Genomic DNA, 22648 nt, shown 5'->3' with positions numbered 1-22648 from the left:
TCCCTTATACTCGTTTAAAACGTCCCACTACTTCTACCGTTTCTGTAATATTAATAAATGCAGTAGGATCTACTTGGCGGACAAGGCGTTTTACCTCACCTAATTCGTACCGAGTTATAACTGTATAGATTACTTTTTTAACATGATCTGTATAGGCTCCAACAGCGTCTACCATCGTAATGCCGCGTATGCATTGATTAAGTAATGCTTGTTTCACATCTATGCCCTGCTCCGTTACAATCATAACAGTAAGCTTAATATGCTTGGTATGAATGGTATCGGTAACTTTCCCTACTACAAATCTACTAATTAACGTATATAGTGTAATATCCCATCCAAAAATAAATCCAGCAACCACTAGAAGGAAGCAGTTGAATATAAAAATAAGCTCACCTATGGATACATCTTTGTTTTTTGCCAAAATCAATCCAATCACATCGAAGCCGCCTGTAGAAGAAGCGTAGCGGAAAACGATACCAGTGGATGCTCCGCATAAAATACCACCAAAAATGGATGAGAGTAAAATATCATGGGAAAGCTGTTGTACAGGAATAACTGCCATGGCAATAGTTGATATCACAATAAAATAAATGGTTAAATACGTAATTTTTTTTCCTAAGTATTTGTAACTTAAAAAGAATAAAGGTACGTTTAAAATTAATATTAATGTTCCAATATTGTAATGCGCTACGTATCCGATAATCATTCCGATTCCCGCAAAGCCACCACTAATCATTTTGTGAGGAATAAAAAACATATTCATCGATATCGCATATAAAATAGATGCAATAAAAATGACAGCTAGTTGAATAATAAGCTCTGCGTGTCTTGTTTTCAGGATAGGTGCGGATAACAAAGCAGTCTCGGGAACGAAGTCGGCATCGCCTAATTGTGCCATAAAAATTGTCATCTCCAAGTTCTTTTTTTACTACATCACGAGAATAAATCTTTTTTCCAATTAATACAACTATTTTTGATTTAGACGTAATTTTAAAAATTTTCTTGCATTTTCTAACGGGATATATGTGATGAACTGCATATGTATAGCAGATTTTTTGTTTACATGTTGGGAATTACTAAAATGTTAGAAGAAGGGGAGAGGTAGGATGAAATTCTCGCTGCGCAAAGAATATGTGAGAGTTGAAAACTGGTATGTCATCGATGAAGAGTTTCCATGGCCAATTGAGCAGGTAAAAGAAGATATTATGTCCATGCAACCATACCATAAGGCTCCTATTATTTTTTGTGATACGTGTGATGCAAATGACATTCTTTTGGCGCTTGGTGAAGAAGAGGAAGAGTTTCTATTTCCTATGAATGGGTACTATCATCCAAACAAGGATCTAATTTTTATCTTTACATGGGACACGTATGAACAGTTGCTTGCAACGCTACTTCATGAAATCCATCATCATATGCAGTTTCAAAACAAGCGCGGCAAGATGCAATATCAGGCAGAACGTCATCTGCCCTATGAAGCAAGATCTTTCGAGAAGGATGCAAGGGAGTTTGCAAGAGAGAAAATGCTGTTATATAAACAAAAAATGAATCGTCTATGATATAGCAACTAAAAGAATAAGATAGGAAATGGAAAAAAGAAGATAGCATTATCTATCTTCTTTTTTCAATCTGAAGTATGGATACATATAATTGCTACTGCTATGCCAAGAATAAGGATGATGCTTTTGAGTTTGCAAAGGATTGTAGAATGTCTGTAACGATTTGCTGTGAGCTCTCTTGTCGGTGAAGATGATACAAAGCTTCACGCATTTCGGTAAGTTTATTAGAATGGTTTAATAAATACAATGTTTCTTTCACGATGCTTTCTTTATCTCGGACGGTAACAGAAGCGCCAATCTTACAGAAATAAAGAGAGTTTTCGTTTTCTTGTCCAGGTACTGGTTTATATAAGATGGTAGGAAGTTGTTTTGCTATTGTTTCAGATAGCGTAATTCCACCTGGTTTCGTTATCATAACATCTGCTAGTTCATACAATTCATGCACATCATCCACGTAACCAAATAGCTTTAACTGATCCTCGTAGCTACTTTTTAATTTACTTAATTGATTGAATAGCTTTTGATTACGACCGCATACGATAATAATTTCCATGTCACTACGATCCAACAAATTGGACGCAATCCATTTTAAATCCTTTACGACCCCTTGGGCGCCTGCCATAATAAGGAGTTTTTTCTTATCGGGATGCAGTTGATATTTATTTAATAGGTAAGCAGAATCCTTTTCTGCTTCGAATGCTTTACGAATAGGAATGCCGCTTACGTAAATTCTCTCTGCAGGTATGCCACTTTGTATAATTTTTTGTTTAACATCCTCTGTAGCAACGTAATAACGATCAATTTCCGGGTGAACCCATGTACTGTGTAAACAGTAGTCCGTTACGACAGTATAAATTCGGAATTTTTTTTGCGATTTTTTTCGCCATTCCGGTACAGTCCCTACAGGAAAGGTTGTAATAATGATATCGGGCTGTTTAGATTGAATGATGGTCTCCAATTGCTTTTCGCCGAGCTTATTATACAGCTTTCCTGCTTTTGTGCTGTACATTTTATCCATACCATAGAAAAACATTTTATAGAGAGAAGAACCGATAGAGAAAGATTGCTTGTATAAAAACTTAGCAGCTTCATTCCAATATGGATAAGCTTCAGCGTATAAGTCAAAAATTTCAACGGTGCCAATTCCTAATTCCTCAAACGTATGCTTTAGCGCATGAGATACTTGGTTATGACCGTTCCCAAAGCTAGCTGTAACGAGTAGTACTTTTGGCTGTGCTCTCATTTCGTCCTCCTTGAAGGATGTGAATTATAGTTTTCAAACTTATTGTACAGGAAAAAACTAAAGGAATTGTAACATAAACCTTAAGAATTTCTGAAGATTTCCATAAACTTGCTATGGAATACGAGTTATTTCTTAATGATATATAGTATGAAAAGACCTTCACTCCTCTACCCTAGTTGATCCCTTATAAGGAAGGTTTACCGTAAAAGAGGAGAGAAGACTTGTATATTCGTATATTTCTTTCTATTCGGGGGTGAGTTTAAGCGCTTGGATGGAAATCACAAATATGGATAACTAGGTACTTTCCATTCTATGAAAGGTATTAGGAGTATATGTGAAGTTATGTGTAAGAATGCCTTCTTACTCTCCGTCAGGAATTTTCGAAATAAAACCTCTTATAAAGTATAGTACATGAAGTTAAAAAAAGTGAAAAGATAAATTTTACCGGAAGTATATGGTAGAACGTTATATTTCTAGTGATTACATGGGTTGAATTATGCTGCTTGATCGTTCTATGGTTATGTGCTTTTGTTTTTCCTTCCACTAAACGGACATACTAACGTAAAAGAAGGTGATGACATGGCCTTTGCAGCCAATCCCTTTCTATCCGAGAGCGATAGAAAACAATTTCGAAGAGAACGGACGTTGTTTCTCGCTGCTATTTCTTCGGGGACCATCTTAAATCCATTAAATTCTTCCATTATATCTATGGCACTTCATGATATTCAAATTACATTTGCTATTTCCTTTGCTACGGCTTCTTGGGTTATCTCTGTTTATTATATAGCAAGTGCAATCGGGCAGCCTGTTATGGGGAGATTATCCGATTTAGTTGGAAAACGAACCATATTTCTAGCTGGATTAGCTGTCGCAATGCTTGCTGTATGCGGTGCACCGTTTATCTCTTCTTTTTCTTCGTTATTATTGTTACGAATCCTGCAAGCAATCGGTACAAGTGCTATCTTTCCATCCGGTATGGGAATGATTCGCGAGCATATATTTTATAAACAAGCTTATGCTGTATCTGTCATCTCAGTGTTTAATTCGGTAACGGTTGCTATTGGCCCCACCATCGGAGGATTTGCTATTTCTTACGGTGGGTGGCTTGCTATATTCATGACAAATGTCCCCTTTCTGCTCGTTAGCTTTCTTCTGGCTTGGTTCGTTCTTCCGAAAGAAGAACATGATAAAGTAATGAAGAGAAAGGAAACAGATTTCGATTTTCCTGGCATTCTCTTATTTACTGCCACACTCGTTTTTCTTCTATTATTTCTATTATCATTAAAATCAAATGTAAATTATGTCTACGGCTTACTGGGTGTTGCAGCCCTGTTCTTTTTTATTAGACGTGAAGCAACGATGCCGAATCCGTTTATAGATGTTCGGCTCTTTCAGACCAACAAAGCACTACGTTCAATCAATCTTATGTTTGTATTGTTAAACATATATAATTATGCATTGTTATTTGGACTTCCTACGTTCTTTGTGCAGCGAATGGGAGCAGACATAAAGGTGATTGGGTTACTTATGTTTTTTATCGCAGGTTTTTCGATCGTAATCTCTCCAATTACGGGAAAATGGATTGACACGTCAGGCACCGCCGTTCCGTTACTAGTCGGATCCCTTTTATTGCTAGTTGGTGCATTCCTTGTAACTTTATGTTTCAGTTTTGTTACATTATTTTGGTGTATTCCGATTCTATCTATAATTGGGTTGGGGTATGGGTTACTGAATGTAAGCTTGCAGGCTGCTATGTTGCAGGCTGCTCCTACCGAAAAGATTGGAATTGCTTCTGGATTATTTCAAACTTCTCGCTATATAGGCGCGATTTTTTCATCCCTGTTATTAGCTATGATTACATCTGAGAGCGGTAATGAAATACCGGTTCATCTGTTCGGAGGAACCCTTGTCTCAATCGCTGTTATATCAACAATGATGAGCTTTCGAATTCATAAGGAGTAATGAAGAATAGGTAGTAAAAAAAATCGAAAAAAAGTATATTTTTTTATTGCTGAAACGAATTTCTTGTGTTACATTTATGTTACAAAAGTTACAGCAGATGATGTTGCGTAACAAAAAAACGAAGAAACGTGTTAAACATTACAAAAATACAATTATGAGGAGAGAGAACGATGAATAACAAACAAGTAGTATTAACAAAAACAGATTTAATTGGATATGGTGGCGGAGCAGCAGCTATTTCAGCGATTATCATGGTGTTTACAGTATTTTTCGGTTAATCCATACTAACGTCTTACAACTGGGAGAGTAGCCATTGAATAACGTGCATACTCATATATATAGGCAAAGAGGCTGACGAAATGAAACAATCGTGTTCATTTGGGAAGGCCTCTTTTTAGTTTACATACTCCTATACACTTGCGTTACAATAAGAAAAGAGTCCAAAAAATGAGGAGGAATTCGAATGGCTATTGTTGATATTAGTATTATTCCGATTGGCACTGGTTCAACGAGCGTAAGTGGATATGTTGCACAGGTACATAAAGTGTTAGAACAAAATGCAAGCCGTGTTAAATATAAGCTCACTCCGATGAATACAGTAATAGAAGGAGAATTGCCCGTATTAATGGAAGTAATTCAACAAATGCATGAAGTGCCGTTTCAAAATGGAGCTGCTCGCGTCTCCACGACTATTCGAATCGATGATCGCCGGGATCATGTAAGCACAATGGAGCAAAAACTCCAATCTGTGCAGGAAAAACTAGTGTAAGAATGTGAGGGGCTGCTAGGAAGGATTTCTGTCTAGCGGCTATTCATGTTTTCCTTTGATTCAAAATAAAATAAAGCAAGGAATGATAAAAATGGATAAAATGTTTCAGGAACAAATAGATGGGTTGCTTGAAAAATATACGGAGCTTTTGCTAGGTGAGACGAGCGAGGAATGGAAAGAAAAGGTGCAAACATGGGCCTTATATTCACATATTGCAAAGTCGATGCCAGCTTTAGCAAAGCATTGGAACGGCGAATATCCAGAAGCGAAAAAAAAGATGGTACAAATTGTTCAGGATATTAAAGAAATGAATGAAAAACAACGAAGCAAGTAAAGGATGGAGCATAAGGCCGATTTTACGTGATGAGGTGAATGAAATGAGTCAGCATATTCGCAACCTTTTTTTATTTTTATCAAGAAATAAAACATTGATTAAAATGGCTAAGCGTTTCGGCTTGCGATTCGGGGCATCCCGCTTTGTAGCTGGTGAGAGTATTCAATCTGCCACCGCTGCTATTCGAAGCTTAAATAAAAAGAATCTTACTGTTACCATTGATTTTCTCGGTGAGTTTATAAAGGATGAACACGAGGCAAGGGAAATGGCCGATCAATCGATAGTAGCCATTAATGCTATAGGTAAACAACAATTACATGCGCATATCTCATTGAAATTAACTTCACTAGGTCTTGATCTTTCTGAAAATTTAGTCCTATTTCATATGCGCCGAATTTTAAAGGCTGCACAGGAGCAGGGTGTTTTTGTCACAATTGATATGGAGGACTATTCGCGCTGTGAGAAGACATTGGATATTTTTAAGCTATTAAAGGATGAGTATGATAATGTAGGAACTGTTTTGCAAGCCTATTTATTTCGAACGGAAAAAGATATGGAAGAATTGAACAAATACCATCCGAATTTACGGATTGTAAAAGGTGCTTATAAAGAATCTGGGCATGTGTCCTTTCTAGATAAGAATGATGTAGATGATAACTATAAGCGATTGGTTCGCATCCATCTGTTAAATGGTAATTTTACAGCGGTTGCGACCCATGATGATTCAATCATTGAGTATGTGAAACATTTAATCGAAGAATATCATATTCCACGCTCGAATTTTGAATTTCAAATGCTATATGGTATTCGGCCAGAACGACAAGTAGAACTTGTTAAGGAAGGCTACAATATGCGTGTATACGTACCATACGGAAAGGATTGGTATGGCTATTTCATGCGTCGCCTTGCAGAGCGACCAGCCAACGTCGCATTTGTTTTGAAAAGCTTGTTTAAAAAATAAGCAGAAGCCGCCTTTTTAGGAACGGTCTTCTGCTTCACCGTAGTGTAAAGTGTGCCATTAATTCAGCATCTTTGTAGAGATGTTCTTTATCCGATTTTAAGACAACAGTAATGATTTTTCTTCCGTTTTTTTCTTCAATGGCAACAAGCGTATAACCAGAAGCATCTGTGCGTCCGCTTTTGCTAGCAATTGCATAAGGGTCATGGAAGAGCTCTTTTCGCCCGTCATTTGTAATCTCTTTTTGTTGTAGGGAAGTATGAACGGTTGTTGTTACCTGGCTCATCGCATGTAACACTTCGGGGTGAGTAATAGCGTTTTTTGTAATAAGTGCGAAATCGTAAGCGGTGATATGCTGACCTAATGTGTCTGCCCCGCTTGCGTTTTGAAAGCTAGTATTCGTTGCACCGAGTTGTTTTGCTCGTTCATTCATTAAAAGGACAAATTGCTCTTTAGAACCTGCAATATGCTCAGCTACGGATTCAGCTACTTGATCTACACTAATGGTTAACATAAGCTTTATTGCTTCATCTCGTGTTAATCTTTCACCTGCATGTAGCGTAATTTTGGAAGTCCCAGACTCAGTATCAATAGCATGCTGCGTAATGGTAATCTGTTCATTTGGCTTTACCTGCTCAAGTAATAGCAATGTAGTCATCATTTTGGCTAAACTGGCAGGAGAGGAGATGTCCCTCTCGTTTTTTCCAAAGAGAATCTCTCCGGAAGTAGCATCTATTGTAACACCGAAAGTTCCCGTTATTTCGGGGTGAGATGGAAAAGCATTCGTTTTGGTGTTCATTATGAAGCAACCATATAGTAAGGATAAAACGGATAATATTCCAGTTATATAGAGCATATTATACTTCATTTTCTTTTCACATCCGTTTACTAATATAAGAGTGTTCAGGAAGAAAAGGCGGCTAGGCACCCTACTTACCATTATGCCACGAGCTCCGCCTTTTGTTCTTAATTTACTTATTGTTCTCCCATATTTTGTTTTCCATACTGTTGATTATTACCTTGCTTACCCTTTTCTTTTGGAAGATTGGAAGGACCGGCACTTCCTGTTGCACTTGCTGCACTAATTGCACCTTTTGATGGATTTTTTTTCATTTTTGCCATAATACCCACCTCCTATTTATATAGTTTCCAAAATAAGTGAAAAAATGTAATTTTTATTAGCAAATATATTGCGGAAATTCACACTATGTTTTATATTTAATAGTAGATAACTCATTCCAACAGGGACCTTTTTTTTACAGAAAAAATGAATGAGTATTCATTCAAGTGTTAAGGGGGAAAAGGGATGTTTCAAATTCGAAAGGCTGCTGTTCTTGGTTCAGGTGTAATGGGGTCTGGGATTGCGGCGCACTTGGCAAACATAGGAATTCCAACACTATTATTAGACATTGTTCCGAAAACGCTTACAGATAAAGAAAATGCCAAGGGACTAACGTTAGAAAGCAAGGAAGTGCGTAATCGATTTAGCCGCAGCGCTATAGAAAAGCTTGGGAAACAAAAACCTGCACCTCTTACTGCTAAAGAAAATGTCGCTCTGATTGAATATGGAAATTTAGAAGATGATATAGAGCGACTAGGAGAGGTTGATTGGATTATTGAAGTTGTGGTAGAGAAGCTTGAAGTGAAGCAGCAATTGTTTGAAAAAGTAGATCGTGTTCGGAAGAAAGGTACGATTGTAAGTTCTAATACTTCTGGTATTTCCATTGAAGCGATGGCTGAAGGTCGATCAGAGGATTTTCAAACACACTTTTTAGGCACACACTTTTTTAATCCACCGCGATATTTAAAGCTACTTGAAATGATCCCAACCGAGAAAACGGATCCAAGCGTTCTGACGTTTATGAAAACGTTCGGAGAAGATACGCTCGGAAAAGGTGTTGTTATTGCAAAGGATACGCCGAATTTCATTGCGAACCGAATTGGCACATATGGCTTGCTTATTACACTACAAGAAATGTTAGCTAAGGGATATAGTGCTGGTGAAGTAGATTCTGTGACCGGACCTTTAATTGGACGTCCAAAAAGTGCAACATTCCGAACGCTCGATGTGGTGGGGCTAGATACATTCGTACATGTTTCCAACAACGTATACGAAAATGTGCAAGAAGAAGAACGTGAAGTATTTAAAATTCCTGATTTTATGCTAAAGATGCTGGAAAATAATTGGCTAGGAAGTAAAACGGGGCAAGGCTTCTTCTTAAAGCAAGGTAAAGAAATTCTTGAACTGGACCCAATAACCTTCGAATATGGTCCGCGAAAAAAGCTTGCGACCGCTTCTACCGAAATGAGCAAGCAAGAAAAGGGACTAGTAAATAAGCTGAAGACACTCGTGTATGCCGAGGACCGTGCGGGTACATTGCTGCAAGCCATTATACTTCCGACGTTACTTTATTCTGCAAAATTATATAAAGACATAGCAGATCATATTGTTTCCATTGACCAAGCGATGAAATGGGGATTTGGATGGGAACTAGGTCCATTTGAAACGTGGGATGCAATAGGGGTACGCCGCAGTGTAGAAAAGATAAAAGAGAATGGTTCTACTGTGCCGGCTTGGGTTGAGGAGATGCTAGCAAAGGGATTCGAAACGTTTTATAAACAAGATAATGGTAACACCTATTACTATGATGACGGTCTATATAAAGCTGTAGAACAAAATAAAAAGAACATTAATTTGCAGCTTGTGAAAGAACAAAAGGGTGTTCGTAAGAAAAATAGCGGAGCAAGTTTAATTGATATCGGTGATGGCGTACTCTGCTTGGAATTTCACTCGCCAAGTAATGCAATTGGAACGGATATTACGCAAATGATCTCCTATGCCATTGATGAGGTTGAGCGTAATTATAAAGGACTGGTCATCGGCAACCACGGGAAAAACTTCTGCGTGGGAGCGAACCTTGCCATGATGTTAATGGAAGCCCAAGATGAAAACTATGATGAAATTAACTATGTCGTCAAGCAATTCCAAGATACTCTTATGAAAATAAAATATAGCTCCAAGCCAGTCGTTGTTGCTCCGCATGGCATGACGCTAGGCGGCGGTGCTGAAATCTGTTTACCAGCTGCTAGCATCCAGGCTGCTAGTGAAACGTATATGGGTCTAGTAGAAGCCTCGGTAGGATTAATCCCTGGCGGAGGCGGAAACAAGGAACTTTATATAAAGCATCTAAACAAAATGAAGAGCGGCGTAGAGATTGATTTGCTGAAGGTTGCCAGCAAAGTATTTGAAACAATTGCTATGGCAAAAGTATCTACATCGGCGCAAGAAGCAGTTATCTCAAACTTTTTAGGGGATAAAGATGGAATCAGCGTAAATGATGATCATCTTTTATATGATGCAAAGCAAAAAGCCCTTGCTTTGTATGAAGCCGGCTATAAGCCGCCCGTACGAAAAAAAATTCCGGTAGCTGGAGAAACTGGTTATGCAACGTTATTGATTGGGGCAGAGACAATGCACCAATCTGGCTATATATCAGAATATGATATGAAAATTGCGAAGAGGCTTGCCTATGTTATTGCCGGTGGGAAAGTACCATACGGAACAGAGGTTGATGAACAATATCTGCTTGATATAGAGCGAGAAGCATTTTTAAGTTTGATACAAGATATGAAGTCACAAGCAAGAATGCAGCACATGCTTACAAAAGGTAAGCCACTTCGTAATTAAGGGGATGGGAAAATGAGAGAAGCTGTGATTGTAGCGGGTGCAAGAACGCCGGTAGGGAGAGCAAAGAAGGGCTCGCTTGCTACGGTTCGTCCGGATGATTTAGGAGCGTTAGTGATTAAAGAAACATTGAAGCGAGCAAACCAATATGAAGGATCTATTGACGATATTATTATCGGCTGTGCGATGCCAGAAGCAGAGCAAGGGATGAACATGGCTCGGAATATAGGGGCATTAGCCGGGATTTCTCATACAGTTCCAGCTGTTACGATCAACCGCTATTGTTCATCAGGCCTCCAAAGTATTGCCTATGGTGCAGAACGTATTATGGTAGGAAACGCGGATACAATTCTTGCAGGGGGAGCAGAATCGATGAGTCTCGTACCCATGATGGGCCACGTGGTCAGGCTTAATAGTAAATTAGCAGAGCAAGCGCCTGAATATTATATGAGCATGGGTCATACAGCTGAACAAGTGGCGAATAAATATGGGGTGAGCCGTGAAGAGCAAGATGCATTTGCGGCCCGCAGTCATCAGCGAGCAGCTACAGCATTAAAAAATGGAAAATTTGACGAGGAAACGGTTCCGGTTGAAGTGACGATTCGAGGAGTCGATGATCGTAATAAGTCATACGAAAAAACATTCACATTTGCAAAAGACGAAGGGGTTCGGGTAGAGACAACGCAAGCCGTTCTCGGTCAGCTTCGCCCAGCCTTTCACGTGCGCGGTTCTGTTACAGCTGGAAATTCCTCGCAGATGAGCGACGGAGCCGCAGCGGTTTTATTGATGGACCGTGAAAAGGCTGTATCTGAGGGACTTCAGCCACTGGCTAAATTCCGTTCGTTTGCCGTTGCAGGGGTACCTCCTGAAGTGATGGGTGTTGGACCAGTAGCTGCTATTCCGAAGGCACTACGTCTTGCCGGACTTGAGCTTTCTGATATTGGTCTCATTGAATTAAATGAAGCATTTGCGTCACAGTCCATTCAGGTTATTCGGGAACTTGGTTTAGATGAAGAGAAAGTCAATGTAAATGGCGGGGCCATTGCACTTGGTCATCCTCTTGGATGTACTGGTACAAAGCTTACTCTTTCTCTTATTCATGAAATGAAGCGTCGTGGTGAGCAATTTGGCGTTGTTACAATGTGTATTGGTGGAGGAATGGGCGCAGCTGGTGTATTTGAGTTGTTGTAATAAAGTGAAACTTCCATCAGTGGGGGTCTTACTGCCCGTTAATGCGGGATAAAAAATAAGGGGGATTAGTTATGGAAGAAACGGTTGGTAGTGCAGTAAAGGGCGGAAGTTTTTTACTTGATGAAATTACACATCAGCAGGTATTTACCCCAGAAGACTACACACAGGAGCATGAGTTAATTGCAAAAACGACAGAGGATTTTATCATAAATGAAGTGTTACCTGAGCTTGAATATTTAGAGCAACATGAATTTGAACGGTCCGTACGATTGTTAAAGGCTGCAGGAGAGCTCGGGCTGTTAGGTGTAGATGTGCCAGAGGAATACGGTGGGATTGGTCTAGACAAAATTAGCTCGGCCCTCATTACGGAAAAATTTGCACGTGCGGGAGGGTTCGCCATTTCTCACGGTGCACATGTTGGGATTGGTTCGCTCCCAATTGTTCTATTCGGAAATGAGGAGCAAAAGAAAAAATATTTGCCTCTTCTTGCGACTGGTGAAAAACTGGCGGCCTATGCTCTAACTGAGCCAGGATCAGGATCGGATGCACTTGGTGCAAAAACGACAGCTCGTTTGCATCCAAATGGAACACATTACATTCTAAATGGGGAAAAGCAGTGGATTACCAACTCAGCCTTTGCGGATGTATTTGTCGTCTATGCAAAAATCGATGGAGAGCATTTTACCGCCTTTATCGTAGAACGGGAATATCCAGGTATCTCTACTGGACCGGAAGAAAAGAAAATGGGTATTAAATCATCTTCTACGCGTACATTAATTTTTCAAGATGCACTTATACCAGTAGAAAATGTCCTTGGTGAAATTGGAAAAGGTCATATCATTGCTTTTAATATATTGAATATTGGACGCTATAAGCTTGGTGTTGGAGCCGTTGGATCATCGAAGCGTGCACTGGAAATCTCAGCGAAATATGCAAACCAACGCCAACAGTTTAAACAGCCAATTGCCAAATTTCCACTTATTCAAGAAAAACTAGCAAATATGGCGGTAAAGACTTATGCAGCAGAAAGCTCAATCTATCGTACAGTTGGCTTGTTTGAGGCACGGATGGGTACGCTGACAGAGGAAGAAGTGAAAAATGGAAAAGCGATTGCAGCAAGCATTGCAGAATATGCAATTGAATGTTCCTTAAATAAAGTATTTGGCTCAGAAGTGCTAGATTATGTCGTAGATGAAGGCGTGCAAATTCACGGTGGCTACGGCTTTATGGCAGAATACGAGATTGAAAGAATGTACCGTGATTCTCGTATTAATCGCATTTTTGAAGGAACAAATGAAATTAACCGCTTGCTCGTGCCAGGAACATTTCTTCGAAAGGCTATAAAGGGAGAGTTGCCACTTTTGCAAAAAGCACAACAGCTTCAAGAGGAAATGATGATGCTAACGCCGGAAGAAGTCGGTACATCACCTTTGGAGCAAGAAAAATACCTTGTTAAAAATGCGAAGAAAATAGGGATTATGATTGCAGGACTTGCCATTCAAAAATATGGAAAGCTCCTAGATAAGCAACAAGAAATACTTGTTAACATTGCTGATATTGTAAGCAACGTATATGCAATGGAATCGGTAGTTCTACGTACAGAAAAGGCAATTGCTACAAAGGGAATAGATAAGAATGGACAAAAGCTTTTGTACACAGAAGTATTTTGCCAAGAAGCGTTTCAACAAATCGAAGCGCATGCGAAGGAAACGCTTGTAGCCGTAGAAAGCGGAGATTCTCTTCGTATGCTGCTATCGGCACTTCGTAAATTTACCCGTTATACTCCTGTTGATGTAATTGCAAAAAAGCGAGAAATTGCTGTGAAGATCATTGCAGAAGAAGCATACACCTTGTAATTTCAATTCAATTTGTGTGAAAAGGCTAAACAGAGACTGTGCTCGTAAGTAGCACAGTCTCTTTCAATTCTTATATTTTAAGAAATCACTGTATAGGAAAAATGGATATACGTATGATAGAATGAATGATAAGAAAAGGTGGGTGAAATGATGACGGTAACATTCTATACATATCCTAAGTGTGGAACGTGTCAGAAAGCAAAAAAATGGCTAGATACGAACGCTGTTTCCTATGATGCCATTCATCTGATAGAGAATCCACCAAAAAAAGAGTTGCTACAGCAGTTTTATGAAAAAAGCGGCTTGGAGCTTAAAAAATTTTTTAATACGAGTGGCATGAAATATCGTGAGCTTGGCTTAAAGGATCGATTAAAGGAAATGAGCGAGGATGAGATGCTGGATTTACTAGCATCAGATGGTATGCTCATTAAACGTCCCATTTTGACAGATGGTAATCACGTAACAGTTGGCTTCAATGAAGAACAATTTGAAAAAACGTGGAAATAATTGTTGGTACGTACCAAACTTGGTATTACTATAATTTTATTTAGGTGGAGGGGAATGTAGGATGAGTATCCCAAAAGAGTATCGTTATTCTGAAGAACATGAGTGGGTTAAAGTTGAAGGAAATAAAGTGATTGTAGGGATTACAGATTTTGCACAACATGAACTAGGTGACATTGTATTCGTAGAACTACCTGAAGTAGGAACAGAATTGAAAGCAAATGAAGCGTTTGGTAGTGTTGAGTCAGTAAAAACTGTTTCTGAATTGTATGCACCTATTAGCGGTAAAGTTTTAGAAATTAACGAAGAATTAAGTGATAGCCCAGAGCTTGTTAACGAATCTCCTTATGAGAAGGCATGGATGGTAGTATTAGAGCTTAGCGACGCAAGTGAACTGGAAAGTTTACTTTCTGCTGAGAAATACGAAGCATTAATTAGCGAGGAATAGGCGAGAACTTTCTATTAGGCAGCGTATTGCCTGCAAAAAAGAGGCAGTACGGCTGCTTCTTTTTTGCATCTTTGGATAAGCCAAAAGGAATCACCGTGAAAAGAAAGAATATACTATATACAATTGTACTACAGTCCAAATTAGTCAGGTGATGCTACGTGAAAGAAGTAGAAAAAGTGATTATTGTGGAAGGTAAGTCAGATAAACAAAAAATCGCATCTATTATTAAAGAACCGGTAGAAATCGTCTGTACAAATGGAACGATTAGTTTAACAAAGCTTGATGAATTAATAGATGAATTTCATGATAAAGAAGTTTATATTCTTGTCGATTCAGATGACTCAGGAGATAAATTACGAAAACAATTTATGCGAGAATTTCCACAGGCAGAGCATTTATATGTGGATCGGTCGTATCGGGAAGTTGCCACCGCGCCTATGTCCCATCTTGCAACAGTATTAGTAGGAGCAAATATCGACATTTATACGGAATATTTATAGTAGGGATGATATGGATGGAAGACTGGACAGCTAATGAAGTAACAGAACGAATTGAACAAGATAAGCTAACAATCCTATATGTGTATACGCCTTTATGCGGGACGTGTCAGCTTGCCAATAAAATGCTAACCGTTGTAGAAGCGGCATTGCCAGCACTACGTATAGGAAAAATAAATTTAAACTATTCACCAGATCTTGCGATTAAGTATGAAATTGAAAGTGTTCCATCTATGTTAATTTTTCAAGATGGCCAGTTGCAAAAAAGAGTGTATGCATTTCAATCGGTAGAATATTTATATTATGAGTTGAAGACGCTGATAGACTAGGCGACATACATTGTCGCCTCGACATATTTCTCAGGAAATAGAAAGAAATTTACAGGAACCGCTATAACCAAAGATTGCGGGAGTGACTATAATGAAACTCTATTCATCGTTACAATTATTCGTAAAATATGCAAATGAACAACAATTTCTTGAACCTCTCCTTCCTTCTCAGCAATGCAGCGTAATGCTTCAGTATGAGCAGGAGCGATATATTCTTCAAATTTCTAAGAAGGGTCTTTCTATATCTGAGGAAGAACCGTCTACCCCTACATTACGTATTCAAACAGAACAAGATCTTCATTCCTTAATTATGGGAGAACTTCCCTTGCAGCGATTAATTCGGAGACAGGGCATTGTTTATACGGGTACCCTTTCTATCTTGCTTTTAGTAGAGTCTATATTTTTCATTTGCAGGCAGCAGGATCGTAAAATTTAAATAAGTAGTAATCCGATTGATGCACTTATTTTTATTGACATTCCGTTATAAGATTGATAGAATACAAAAAGTATAATCATAAAACTTTATAACAATACGAAATCAGACGTAACAATCTGGTTTTCTCTTATTTAGAGAGGTGGAGGGACTGTGCCCTGTGAAACCCGGCAACCGTCAGCTTAATGTTGAAATGGTGCCAATTCCTGCAAAGCATGTATGCTTTGAGAGATGAGAGAGAGGATATAAGAACGTACAACCCTTTCTGCTCATTTACGTAGATAGGGTTTTTTTATTTTGCTAAGACAGCTTAGGGGAGGAAAATACGGATGATTCAATTAGAGCAAGTACAAAAGTTGTATCGTACAAAAACCGGTACCATCACTGCCGTGCAGGATGTCAACCTTGAAATTGAACAAGGTGAAATCTTCGGTGTGATTGGTTATAGCGGAGCGGGAAAAAGTTCGTTGATTCGTATGTTAAATCAACTTGAACAACCTACTGCCGGAAAAATTACGATTGCAGGACGGATTATATCAGCAATTAAAGGTAAAGAATTGAGAATTGCACGCAGAGAAATTGGAATGATCTTTCAACATTTTAATTTGCTTTGGTCAAGAACGGTTTATGAAAATATTGCATTTCCTTTGGAAATAGCTGGAGTTGACAAAGAAGAACGAAAAAAACGCGTGAATGAATTAATTCAGCTTGTTGGCTTAGATGGACGTGAGGATGCTTATCCCGCTCAGCTAAGTGGTGGTCAAAAACAACGGGTGGGGATAGCGCGTGCTTTAGCTAATAACCCGAAAGTATTACTTTGTGATGAAGCAACCTCGGCGCTGGATCCGGAAACGACGGATCAAATTTTAAATCTACTTCTTGACATTAATAAGCGGTTAGGACTGACCATTGTATTAATTACGCATGAGATGCATGTTATTCAAAAAATTTGCAACCGCGTTGCAGTAATGGATGCAGGCTCTATTGTGGAAATTGGCGATGTACTAGATGTTTTCCGCAATCCGAAGCAAGAGATTACGAAACGATTTGTTTCTCAAATTACGGATGCTGAAGGTGCAGAAGAAACAATCGATGATTTAGTAGAAAAGTATCCGGCTGGTGTTGTCGTTCGCTTACAATTTGTACGAGATGCGATTCAAAAGCCATTTATTACAGAACTTATTCGTAACACTATTGTCGATGTGAGTATTTTACAAGGAAAGATTTCTCCAACATCGAACGGCTCGTACGGAAATGTAGTCGTTCATCTCAACGGGTCACCAGAAGATATTGAAAAGGCACTTGCCTTTATTACACAGCAAGAGGTTGAAATGGAGGTGATTGCTCATGCTTAGTCTTTTTCCAAATGTAGATTGGGGCGACATGTGGCAAGCAATCGAAGAAACCCTATACATGACATCTATTTCAATAGTGGCAACATTTGTATTTGGACTTTTACTTGGATTGCTACTATTTATGACAGCAAAGGACAACCTATGGGAAAACAAAGGGATTCACACAATCGTAGGGGCATTCGTAAATATCTTTCGTTCCATACCCTTTATCATTCTCATTATTCTACTCATACCTTTTACGAAAATTATTGTAGGTACCATGCTAGGTGCAGAAGCTGCATTACCCGCATTAATTATTGGGGCTGCACCGTTTTACGGGCGTATGGTAGAAATTGCTCTTCGTGAAATTGACAAAGGGGTCATAGAAGCATCGAAGGCGATGGGGGCAAAAACAAGTACAATTATTTTCAAAGTACTTATTCCTGAATCCTTACCAGCATTGGTATCAGGTATTACTGTTACAACAATTGCTCTTGTTGGATATACCGCAATGGCTGGTGTCGTTGGGGCAGGAGGACTGGGTACGTTAGCATTTTTAGACGGCTTCCAACGTTCCCATAATGATGTAACTTTTGTAGCAACTATATGTATACTCATTCTTGTATTCATCATTCAATTCATTGGGGATCAGATTACAACTCGCATTGATAAACGGTAATTAGCAATGGTGATTTCATCCGCTATTGCTTCTATATAAAAAAATAAAGGGGATTATCAAGTATGAAAAAAACAGTATTTGCAGTATTCATAGCAGTGCTAGTATTAGCATTGTCAGCTTGTAGTGGGAAAAGTGAAACAACTTTAGTAATCGGTGCTGCTAATGTTCCACATGCAGAAATTTTAGAACAAGCGAAGCCTATACTTGAGAAAAAAGGAATTAAGCTTGAAATTAAAAAATTCCAAGACTACGTATTGCCGAACCAAGCGTTAGCGGATAAAAGTATTGAAGCAAACTATTTCCAACACATTCCTTATTTAGAAAAAGAAATGAAGGATAAGGGTTATAACTTTGCGGTAGCTGGTAAAATTCATATTGAGCCAATCGGATTTTACTCTCAAAAATATAAAGATTTAAAAGATCTTCCCAATAATGCAAAAATTATTATGAGTAACTCTGTTACAGATCATGGTCGTGGATTAGCTTTATTACAAAAAGCTGGGTTGATTAAACTAAAAGACGGCGTAGATCCTGTTAAAGCTACTGTAAAAGATATTGCTGAAAATCCTAAGAATATTACATTTAAAACGGATATTGAACCTGGATTATTGCCTCAAATTTATAAAAATAACGAAGGCGATGCAATTATGATTAATTCCAATTATGCACTTGATGCAGGCTTAAACCCTGTCAAAGATGCAATGGCACTTGAAGGACAGGATTCACCTTATGCGAACGTAATTGCAGTTCGAAAAGGTGACGAAAACAAGCCTGAAATTAAAGAATTAGTGAATGTATTGCATTCTAAAGAAATTCAAGACTTTATTAAAACAAAGTATAAAGGTGCAGTTGTTCCTGTTAGCGAATAATTTGTAGGTAGCGAGTACGCAATAGAATATGTCTAATTACGAGGTTGGAACAACGATTACGTTGGTCCGCCTCGTTTTTATATGTAAATTATTCAAATGTAAAGCAAAATAAAAAAGGGAATATGACGTTTTTTCAACATTTTTACCATTTGATAAATCTTTTCAATTGATATAATATTGTATTGAGAATACAATGAGAATTAGAAATGTTTTAAACTAATTATTATTTTAGATAGATATAAATGGAGGTAATATGATGGCTAGTTCTACTTTAACGATTAAAGACTTGCATGTATCCATCGATGGCAAGGAGATTTTAAAAGGAGTTAACTTGGAAATTAAGGGCGGAGAAATCCATGCAATCATGGGTCCGAACGGAACAGGTAAATCTACTTTATCTTCTGCAATTATGGGTCATCCTAAATATGAGGTAACATCAGGAAGCATTACGCTAGATGGTAAAAATGTATTGGAAATGGCAGTAGATGAACGCGCTCGTGCAGGTCTATTTTTAGCAATGCAATATCCAAGTGAAATTAGCGGGGTAACAAATGCTGACTTCTTGCGTTCTGCTGTTAATGCGCGCCGCGAAGAAGGCGATGAAATTTCACTTATGAAATTCATTCGTATGCTAGACAAGAAAATGGATTTTCTTGAAATGGATTCTGCGATGGCACAACGATATTTAAACGAAGGCTTCTCAGGCGGAGAGAAAAAACGTAACGAAATTCTGCAAATGATGATGATCCAACCGAAATTTGCAATCCTTGATGAAATTGACTCCGGTCTTGATATTGATGCACTAAAAGTTGTTTCTAAAGGTGTTAACGAAATGCGCGGAGAAGAATTAGGCTGCTTAATTATTACGCACTATCAACGTTTATTAAACTATATTACACCTGACTTCGTACACATTATGATGAACGGACGTGTCGTGAAATCAGGTGGATCTGAACTTGCTCAGCGTTTGGAAGCAGAAGGGTATGATTGGATTAAACAAGAACTAGGAATTGAAGAAGAAGAAGAGCAACAAGCGTAAGCGAGGAGGATAAACATGACAATCGGCACAACAATCGATCCAGAATATATTCGTCATATGGCAAGCACAGAACCAGCTTGGTTGACAGAATTCCGTTTGCAAGCTCTTGCACAGGCTGAAAACCTGCCAATGCCAAAGCCTGACAAAACAAAAATTGACAAATGGAACTTTGTCAATATGAACAAGATTGCAAAGCAAGAACCAGTAAGTTCACTCGAAGAACTTCCTGAAAACATAAAGAAACTCGTAACAGAAGAAACGAAAAATGTACTTGTACAACGAAGCAATACAAAAGCATATGTTGAACTATCCGATGAAGCGAAGGAAAAGGGCGTCATCTTTACAGATATCCTTACAGCAGCAAGTGAGCATGGGGAACTGTTGCAAAAATATTTGATGAAGGATGCAGTGAAAGTTGATGCAAATCGTCTAACTGCTCTTCATGCAGCACTTATAAACGGGGGAGCATTCATCTACGTTCCGAAAAATGTTGTCCTAGAAACTCCACTACAAGCTATATACTTGATTGATGGAGAAGGAGCAAACGTTTACAACCATGTCCTCGTTGTTGGAGATACGAATAGTTCGTTCACGTATGTAGAAAACTATGTAGCAAATGAAACGGTAGCGGGCGTTGCTAGTATCGTAGCAGAAGTGATTTTAAACGAAGGTGCTCAGGTTAAATTTGGTGCTGTAGATTTGCTTGCAAAGGGAATTACAACTTATGTAAATCGTAGCGGGGTTGCCGGACGTGATGCAAGACTAGAATGGGCGCTTGGCTTAATGAATGATGGCAATACGATTTCTGAAAACGTAACGTCATTACGCGGAGATGGATCGTTTGCTGATTCAAAAATGGTTACAATTGGCCGCGGGGAACAAATTCAAAACTTTACGACGAAGATTGTCCATTACGGTAAGAATTCCGAAGGGTACATCTTAAAGCACGGCGTGCAAAAGGATAGCGCATCTGCTATTTTTAATGGAATTGGGAAAATTGAACACGGTGCATCGAAAGCAAACGCTGAGCAAGCGTCTCGTATTCTTATGTTTGATGAGAAAGCACGCGGCGATGCCAATCCGATGCTTTTAATTGATGAAGATGATGTTATGGCAGGACATGCAGCGTCTGTTGGCCGCGTAGATCCTACTCAATTATACTATCTCATGAGCCGAGGTATTCATAAGAAAGAGGCAGAACGCCTGATTATTCATGGCTTCCTTGCTCCAGTCGTAAATGAATTTCCTATCGAAGGCGTGAAGGAGCAGCTCACTGAGGTTATAGAAGGGAAAGTTCGCTAATGGATGTTCAAGCAATACGTAAGCAGTTTCCGATTTTAGATCAACAAGTGAATGGACACAAGCTTGTTTATTTAGATAATGCAGCAACGTCGCAAAAGCCAATCCAAGTCATTGAAGCACTTAGCACATACTATAAAGAGTACAATTCTAACGTGCACCGCGGCGTCCATACGCTTGGAACAAAAGCCACGGATGCTTACGAAGGAGCGCGTGAGAAGGTTAAAAACTTTATCAATGCTAGCTCTATTGAAGAGGTCGTGTTCACACGCGGAACGACGACTTCCTTGAATATGATCGCAAGTAGCTATGGGATGGATAATGTTGGGGAAGGCGATGAAATCGTCATTTCCTATATGGAGCACCATGCAAATATTATTCCTTGGCAACAAGTAGCGAAGAAAAAAGGCGCTACGTTAAAATATATTCCGCTTCAAGAAGATGGAACAATCTCACTTGAAGATGCAGAAAAAACGATTACACCTAATACGAAAATTGTATCAATTGCGCATGTTTCTAATGTACTTGCTACGATTAACCCGATTAAAGAACTTGCTGCAATCGCTCATAAAAACGGTGCAGTGATGGTTGTTGACGGTGCACAAAGTACGCCGCATATGAAAATAGATGTGCAGGATTTGGATTGCGACTTCTACTCCTTCTCCAGCCATAAAATGTGTGGTCCTACTGGTGTAGGTGTTATGTATGGAAAGAAAGCCATTTTAGAAAATATGGAACCAGCTGAATTTGGCGGTGACATGATTGATTTCGTTGGTTTGTATGAGTCAACGTGGAAAGAGCTTCCTTGGAAGTTCGAAGCAGGTACTCCGATTATTGGCGGGGCAATTGGACTTGGCGCGGCCATCGATTTCTTACAACAAATCGGGATGGATAATATTGAAAAGCATGAGCATGAAATGGCGCAATATGCTTTAAATCGTTTGAAAGAAGTAGATGGACTTACGGTCTATGGACCGACTCATCGTTCTGGTCTCGTTACATTTAATATCGAAGACGTACATCCACACGATGTAGCAACGGTACTTGACATGGAAGGCGTTGCAATTCGTGCCGGTCACCACTGTGCACAGCCGTTAATGAAATGGCTTCATGTTTCAGCAACTGCTCGTGCAAGCTTCTATTTATACAATACGAAGGAAGAGATCGACACATTTGTTGAATCACTAGTTAAAACAAAGGAGTATTTCACAAATGTCTTTTAATAACCTTGACACATTATACCGACAAGTTATCATGGACCATTATAAAAAACCACGCAACCGTGGGGTATTAGAAGATGATGCACTTGTTGTTAATATGAATAATCCGACTTGCGGTGATCGCATTCAGTTGACAATGAAAGTAGAAAATGACGTTATAACGGATGCGAAGTTTGAGGGCGAAGGCTGCTCAATTTCGATGTCATCTGCATCGATGATGACAGAAGCTATTAAAGGTAAGAAAGTAGAAGATGCTTTGCATTTGGCAACCGTATTTTCTGATATGATGTTGGGTAAAGAATATGATGAAAAGATAGATTTAGATGATATTGAAGCGTTGCAAGGTGTTTCGAAATTTCCAGCACGAATTAAGTGTGCAACGCTCGCTTGGAAGGCAATGGAAAAAGGATTGCACGATAAGCATTAAAATTCGTAAGGAG

The 22648-nt window shown here is 38.9% G+C and carries 25 protein-coding genes and 1 riboswitch; of the genes, 21 read left to right on the top strand and 4 right to left on the bottom strand.

The window, feature by feature from the left end:
* Positions 1–4 precede the first annotated feature (4 nt).
* On the bottom strand, positions 5–898 hold the full coding sequence (locus ACAN53_RS12315; protein WP_379970416.1) for a YitT family protein: 894 nt from the start codon (positions 896–898) through the stop codon (positions 5–7).
* 208 nt (positions 899–1106) lie between these two features.
* Between ACAN53_RS12315 and ACAN53_RS12310 the strand changes: the two genes are divergently transcribed.
* Complete coding sequence (locus ACAN53_RS12310; RefSeq protein WP_379970415.1) at positions 1107–1559, top strand: DUF3920 family protein; 453 nt, start codon at positions 1107–1109, stop codon at positions 1557–1559.
* A gap of 100 nt (positions 1560–1659) precedes the next feature.
* Here ACAN53_RS12310 and ACAN53_RS12305 read toward each other — a convergent pair whose 3' ends face one another.
* Positions 1660–2802, bottom strand: a complete 1143-nt coding sequence (locus ACAN53_RS12305) for an MGDG synthase family glycosyltransferase (protein WP_379970414.1) — start codon at positions 2800–2802, stop codon at positions 1660–1662.
* A gap of 579 nt (positions 2803–3381) precedes the next feature.
* Between ACAN53_RS12305 and ACAN53_RS12300 the strand changes: the two genes are divergently transcribed.
* The 5 genes from ACAN53_RS12300 (at position 3382) to ACAN53_RS12280 (ending at position 6828) form a co-directional block, all read left to right on the top strand.
* A complete protein-coding gene (locus tag ACAN53_RS12300) occupies positions 3382–4764 on the top strand; it encodes an MFS transporter (protein ID WP_379970413.1) in 1383 nt (460 codons plus the stop codon).
* 170 nt (positions 4765–4934) lie between these two features.
* Positions 4935–5042, top strand: coding sequence for a DUF3948 family protein (locus tag ACAN53_RS12295; RefSeq protein WP_379970412.1), 108 nt, complete (start codon positions 4935–4937; stop codon positions 5040–5042).
* A 185-nt stretch (positions 5043–5227) separates the two neighbouring features.
* Positions 5228–5533, top strand: a complete 306-nt coding sequence (locus tag ACAN53_RS12290) for an MTH1187 family thiamine-binding protein (RefSeq protein ID WP_379970411.1) — start codon at positions 5228–5230, stop codon at positions 5531–5533.
* Positions 5534–5624: 91 nt separating this feature from the next.
* A complete protein-coding gene (locus tag ACAN53_RS12285) occupies positions 5625–5867 on the top strand; it encodes a YusU family protein (protein WP_379970410.1) in 243 nt (80 codons plus the stop codon).
* Between the two features lie 43 nt (positions 5868–5910).
* Positions 5911–6828: a proline dehydrogenase family protein gene (locus tag ACAN53_RS12280; RefSeq protein ID WP_379970853.1), complete on the top strand. Its 918-nt coding sequence runs from the start codon at positions 5911–5913 to the stop codon at positions 6826–6828.
* Positions 6829–6862: 34 nt separating this feature from the next.
* Here ACAN53_RS12280 and ACAN53_RS12275 read toward each other — a convergent pair whose 3' ends face one another.
* Positions 6863–7693 carry a D-alanyl-D-alanine carboxypeptidase family protein gene (locus ACAN53_RS12275; RefSeq protein WP_379970409.1) on the bottom strand — a complete coding sequence of 277 codons (831 nt, stop codon included), beginning with the start codon at positions 7691–7693 and terminating at the stop codon, positions 6863–6865.
* Positions 7694–7800: 107 nt separating this feature from the next.
* Entirely contained in the window at positions 7801–7947 is a 147-nt protein-coding gene (locus ACAN53_RS12270; RefSeq protein WP_379970408.1) for a YuzL family protein, read from the bottom strand.
* 184 nt (positions 7948–8131) lie between these two features.
* On the opposite strand from ACAN53_RS12270, the gene ACAN53_RS12265 reads away from it, so the two are divergent.
* From ACAN53_RS12265 to sufU, 15 genes are all read left to right on the top strand, one after another.
* Positions 8132–10513, top strand: a complete 2382-nt coding sequence (locus ACAN53_RS12265) for a 3-hydroxyacyl-CoA dehydrogenase/enoyl-CoA hydratase family protein (RefSeq protein WP_379970407.1) — start codon at positions 8132–8134, stop codon at positions 10511–10513.
* Between the two features lie 12 nt (positions 10514–10525).
* Positions 10526–11701: an acetyl-CoA C-acetyltransferase gene (locus ACAN53_RS12260; RefSeq protein WP_379970406.1), complete on the top strand. Its 1176-nt coding sequence runs from the start codon at positions 10526–10528 to the stop codon at positions 11699–11701.
* A gap of 71 nt (positions 11702–11772) precedes the next feature.
* A complete protein-coding gene (locus ACAN53_RS12255) occupies positions 11773–13557 on the top strand; it encodes an acyl-CoA dehydrogenase family protein (RefSeq protein WP_379970405.1) in 1785 nt (594 codons plus the stop codon).
* A 150-nt stretch (positions 13558–13707) separates the two neighbouring features.
* Positions 13708–14064, top strand: a complete 357-nt coding sequence (locus tag ACAN53_RS12250) for an arsenate reductase family protein (protein WP_379970852.1) — start codon at positions 13708–13710, stop codon at positions 14062–14064.
* A 61-nt stretch (positions 14065–14125) separates the two neighbouring features.
* A complete protein-coding gene (gene gcvH / locus ACAN53_RS12245) occupies positions 14126–14509 on the top strand; it encodes a glycine cleavage system protein GcvH (protein ID WP_379970404.1) in 384 nt (127 codons plus the stop codon).
* Between the two features lie 158 nt (positions 14510–14667).
* Positions 14668–15009 carry a toprim domain-containing protein gene (locus ACAN53_RS12240; protein ID WP_379970403.1) on the top strand — a complete coding sequence of 114 codons (342 nt, stop codon included), beginning with the start codon at positions 14668–14670 and terminating at the stop codon, positions 15007–15009.
* 14 nt (positions 15010–15023) lie between these two features.
* Positions 15024–15335: a thioredoxin family protein gene (locus ACAN53_RS12235; protein ID WP_379970402.1), complete on the top strand. Its 312-nt coding sequence runs from the start codon at positions 15024–15026 to the stop codon at positions 15333–15335.
* A gap of 91 nt (positions 15336–15426) precedes the next feature.
* Positions 15427–15771, top strand: coding sequence for a hypothetical protein (locus ACAN53_RS12230; RefSeq protein ID WP_379970401.1), 345 nt, complete (start codon positions 15427–15429; stop codon positions 15769–15771).
* A 124-nt stretch (positions 15772–15895) separates the two neighbouring features.
* A riboswitch (SAM riboswitch) is annotated at positions 15896–16006 on the top strand.
* A gap of 91 nt (positions 16007–16097) precedes the next feature.
* Positions 16098–17123 carry a methionine ABC transporter ATP-binding protein gene (locus tag ACAN53_RS12225; protein ID WP_379970400.1) on the top strand — a complete coding sequence of 342 codons (1026 nt, stop codon included), beginning with the start codon at positions 16098–16100 and terminating at the stop codon, positions 17121–17123.
* A complete protein-coding gene (locus ACAN53_RS12220; RefSeq protein WP_379970399.1) occupies positions 17116–17781 on the top strand; it encodes a methionine ABC transporter permease in 666 nt (221 codons plus the stop codon). Before ACAN53_RS12225 ends, ACAN53_RS12220 begins: the two co-directional genes overlap by 8 nt.
* A gap of 62 nt (positions 17782–17843) precedes the next feature.
* A complete protein-coding gene (metQ, locus tag ACAN53_RS12215) occupies positions 17844–18650 on the top strand; it encodes a methionine ABC transporter substrate-binding lipoprotein MetQ (protein WP_379970398.1) in 807 nt (268 codons plus the stop codon).
* 256 nt (positions 18651–18906) lie between these two features.
* Complete coding sequence (sufC, locus tag ACAN53_RS12210) at positions 18907–19689, top strand: Fe-S cluster assembly ATPase SufC (protein ID WP_379970396.1); 783 nt, start codon at positions 18907–18909, stop codon at positions 19687–19689.
* Positions 19690–19704: 15 nt separating this feature from the next.
* Positions 19705–20991 carry a Fe-S cluster assembly protein SufD gene (gene sufD / locus ACAN53_RS12205; protein WP_379970395.1) on the top strand — a complete coding sequence of 429 codons (1287 nt, stop codon included), beginning with the start codon at positions 19705–19707 and terminating at the stop codon, positions 20989–20991.
* Positions 20991–22211 (top strand): cysteine desulfurase, encoded by a 1221-nt coding sequence (locus ACAN53_RS12200; RefSeq protein WP_379970394.1) that lies wholly within the window; start codon positions 20991–20993, stop codon positions 22209–22211. The genes sufD and ACAN53_RS12200 overlap by 1 nt, the downstream gene beginning before the upstream one ends.
* Positions 22201–22635, top strand: coding sequence for a Fe-S cluster assembly sulfur transfer protein SufU (gene sufU / locus ACAN53_RS12195; RefSeq protein WP_379970393.1), 435 nt, complete (start codon positions 22201–22203; stop codon positions 22633–22635). Before ACAN53_RS12200 ends, sufU begins: the two co-directional genes overlap by 11 nt.
* The last annotated feature ends 13 nt before the right edge of the window (positions 22636–22648 follow it).

Origin of the sequence: Ectobacillus soli (genome assembly GCF_042610425.1) — a bacterium.
Taxonomy (GTDB): Bacteria; Bacillota; Bacilli; order Bacillales; family Bacillaceae_G; genus Ectobacillus.
This window is presented reverse-complemented; position numbering and strand designations above follow the sequence as displayed.

What these genes read in the sequence shown, in the direction of transcription:
- ACAN53_RS12315 (WP_379970416.1), bottom strand. Translation starts at nt 898, where the DNA reads ATGGCACAATTAGGCGATGCCGACTTCGTTCCCGAGACTGCTTTGTTA.
- ACAN53_RS12310 (WP_379970415.1), top strand. Translation starts at nt 1,107, where the DNA reads ATGAAATTCTCGCTGCGCAAAGAATATGTGAGAGTTGAAAACTGGTAT.
- ACAN53_RS12305 (WP_379970414.1), bottom strand. Translation starts at nt 2,802, where the DNA reads ATGAGAGCACAGCCAAAAGTACTACTCGTTACAGCTAGCTTTGGGAAC.
- ACAN53_RS12300 (WP_379970413.1), top strand. Translation starts at nt 3,382, where the DNA reads ATGGCCTTTGCAGCCAATCCCTTTCTATCCGAGAGCGATAGAAAACAA.
- ACAN53_RS12295 (WP_379970412.1), top strand. Translation starts at nt 4,935, where the DNA reads ATGAATAACAAACAAGTAGTATTAACAAAAACAGATTTAATTGGATAT.
- ACAN53_RS12290 (WP_379970411.1), top strand. Translation starts at nt 5,228, where the DNA reads ATGGCTATTGTTGATATTAGTATTATTCCGATTGGCACTGGTTCAACG.
- ACAN53_RS12285 (WP_379970410.1), top strand. Translation starts at nt 5,625, where the DNA reads ATGGATAAAATGTTTCAGGAACAAATAGATGGGTTGCTTGAAAAATAT.
- ACAN53_RS12280 (WP_379970853.1), top strand. Translation starts at nt 5,911, where the DNA reads ATGAGTCAGCATATTCGCAACCTTTTTTTATTTTTATCAAGAAATAAA.
- ACAN53_RS12275 (WP_379970409.1), bottom strand. Translation starts at nt 7,693, where the DNA reads ATGAAGTATAATATGCTCTATATAACTGGAATATTATCCGTTTTATCC.
- ACAN53_RS12270 (WP_379970408.1), bottom strand. Translation starts at nt 7,947, where the DNA reads ATGGCAAAAATGAAAAAAAATCCATCAAAAGGTGCAATTAGTGCAGCA.
- ACAN53_RS12265 (WP_379970407.1), top strand. Translation starts at nt 8,132, where the DNA reads ATGTTTCAAATTCGAAAGGCTGCTGTTCTTGGTTCAGGTGTAATGGGG.
- ACAN53_RS12260 (WP_379970406.1), top strand. Translation starts at nt 10,526, where the DNA reads ATGAGAGAAGCTGTGATTGTAGCGGGTGCAAGAACGCCGGTAGGGAGA.
- ACAN53_RS12255 (WP_379970405.1), top strand. Translation starts at nt 11,773, where the DNA reads ATGGAAGAAACGGTTGGTAGTGCAGTAAAGGGCGGAAGTTTTTTACTT.
- ACAN53_RS12250 (WP_379970852.1), top strand. Translation starts at nt 13,708, where the DNA reads ATGACGGTAACATTCTATACATATCCTAAGTGTGGAACGTGTCAGAAA.
- gcvH (WP_379970404.1), top strand. Translation starts at nt 14,126, where the DNA reads ATGAGTATCCCAAAAGAGTATCGTTATTCTGAAGAACATGAGTGGGTT.
- ACAN53_RS12235 (WP_379970402.1), top strand. Translation starts at nt 15,024, where the DNA reads ATGGAAGACTGGACAGCTAATGAAGTAACAGAACGAATTGAACAAGAT.
- ACAN53_RS12230 (WP_379970401.1), top strand. Translation starts at nt 15,427, where the DNA reads ATGAAACTCTATTCATCGTTACAATTATTCGTAAAATATGCAAATGAA.
- ACAN53_RS12225 (WP_379970400.1), top strand. Translation starts at nt 16,098, where the DNA reads ATGATTCAATTAGAGCAAGTACAAAAGTTGTATCGTACAAAAACCGGT.
- ACAN53_RS12220 (WP_379970399.1), top strand. Translation starts at nt 17,116, where the DNA reads ATGCTTAGTCTTTTTCCAAATGTAGATTGGGGCGACATGTGGCAAGCA.
- metQ (WP_379970398.1), top strand. Translation starts at nt 17,844, where the DNA reads ATGAAAAAAACAGTATTTGCAGTATTCATAGCAGTGCTAGTATTAGCA.
- sufC (WP_379970396.1), top strand. Translation starts at nt 18,907, where the DNA reads ATGGCTAGTTCTACTTTAACGATTAAAGACTTGCATGTATCCATCGAT.
- sufD (WP_379970395.1), top strand. Translation starts at nt 19,705, where the DNA reads ATGACAATCGGCACAACAATCGATCCAGAATATATTCGTCATATGGCA.
- ACAN53_RS12200 (WP_379970394.1), top strand. Translation starts at nt 20,991, where the DNA reads ATGGATGTTCAAGCAATACGTAAGCAGTTTCCGATTTTAGATCAACAA.
- sufU (WP_379970393.1), top strand. Translation starts at nt 22,201, where the DNA reads ATGTCTTTTAATAACCTTGACACATTATACCGACAAGTTATCATGGAC.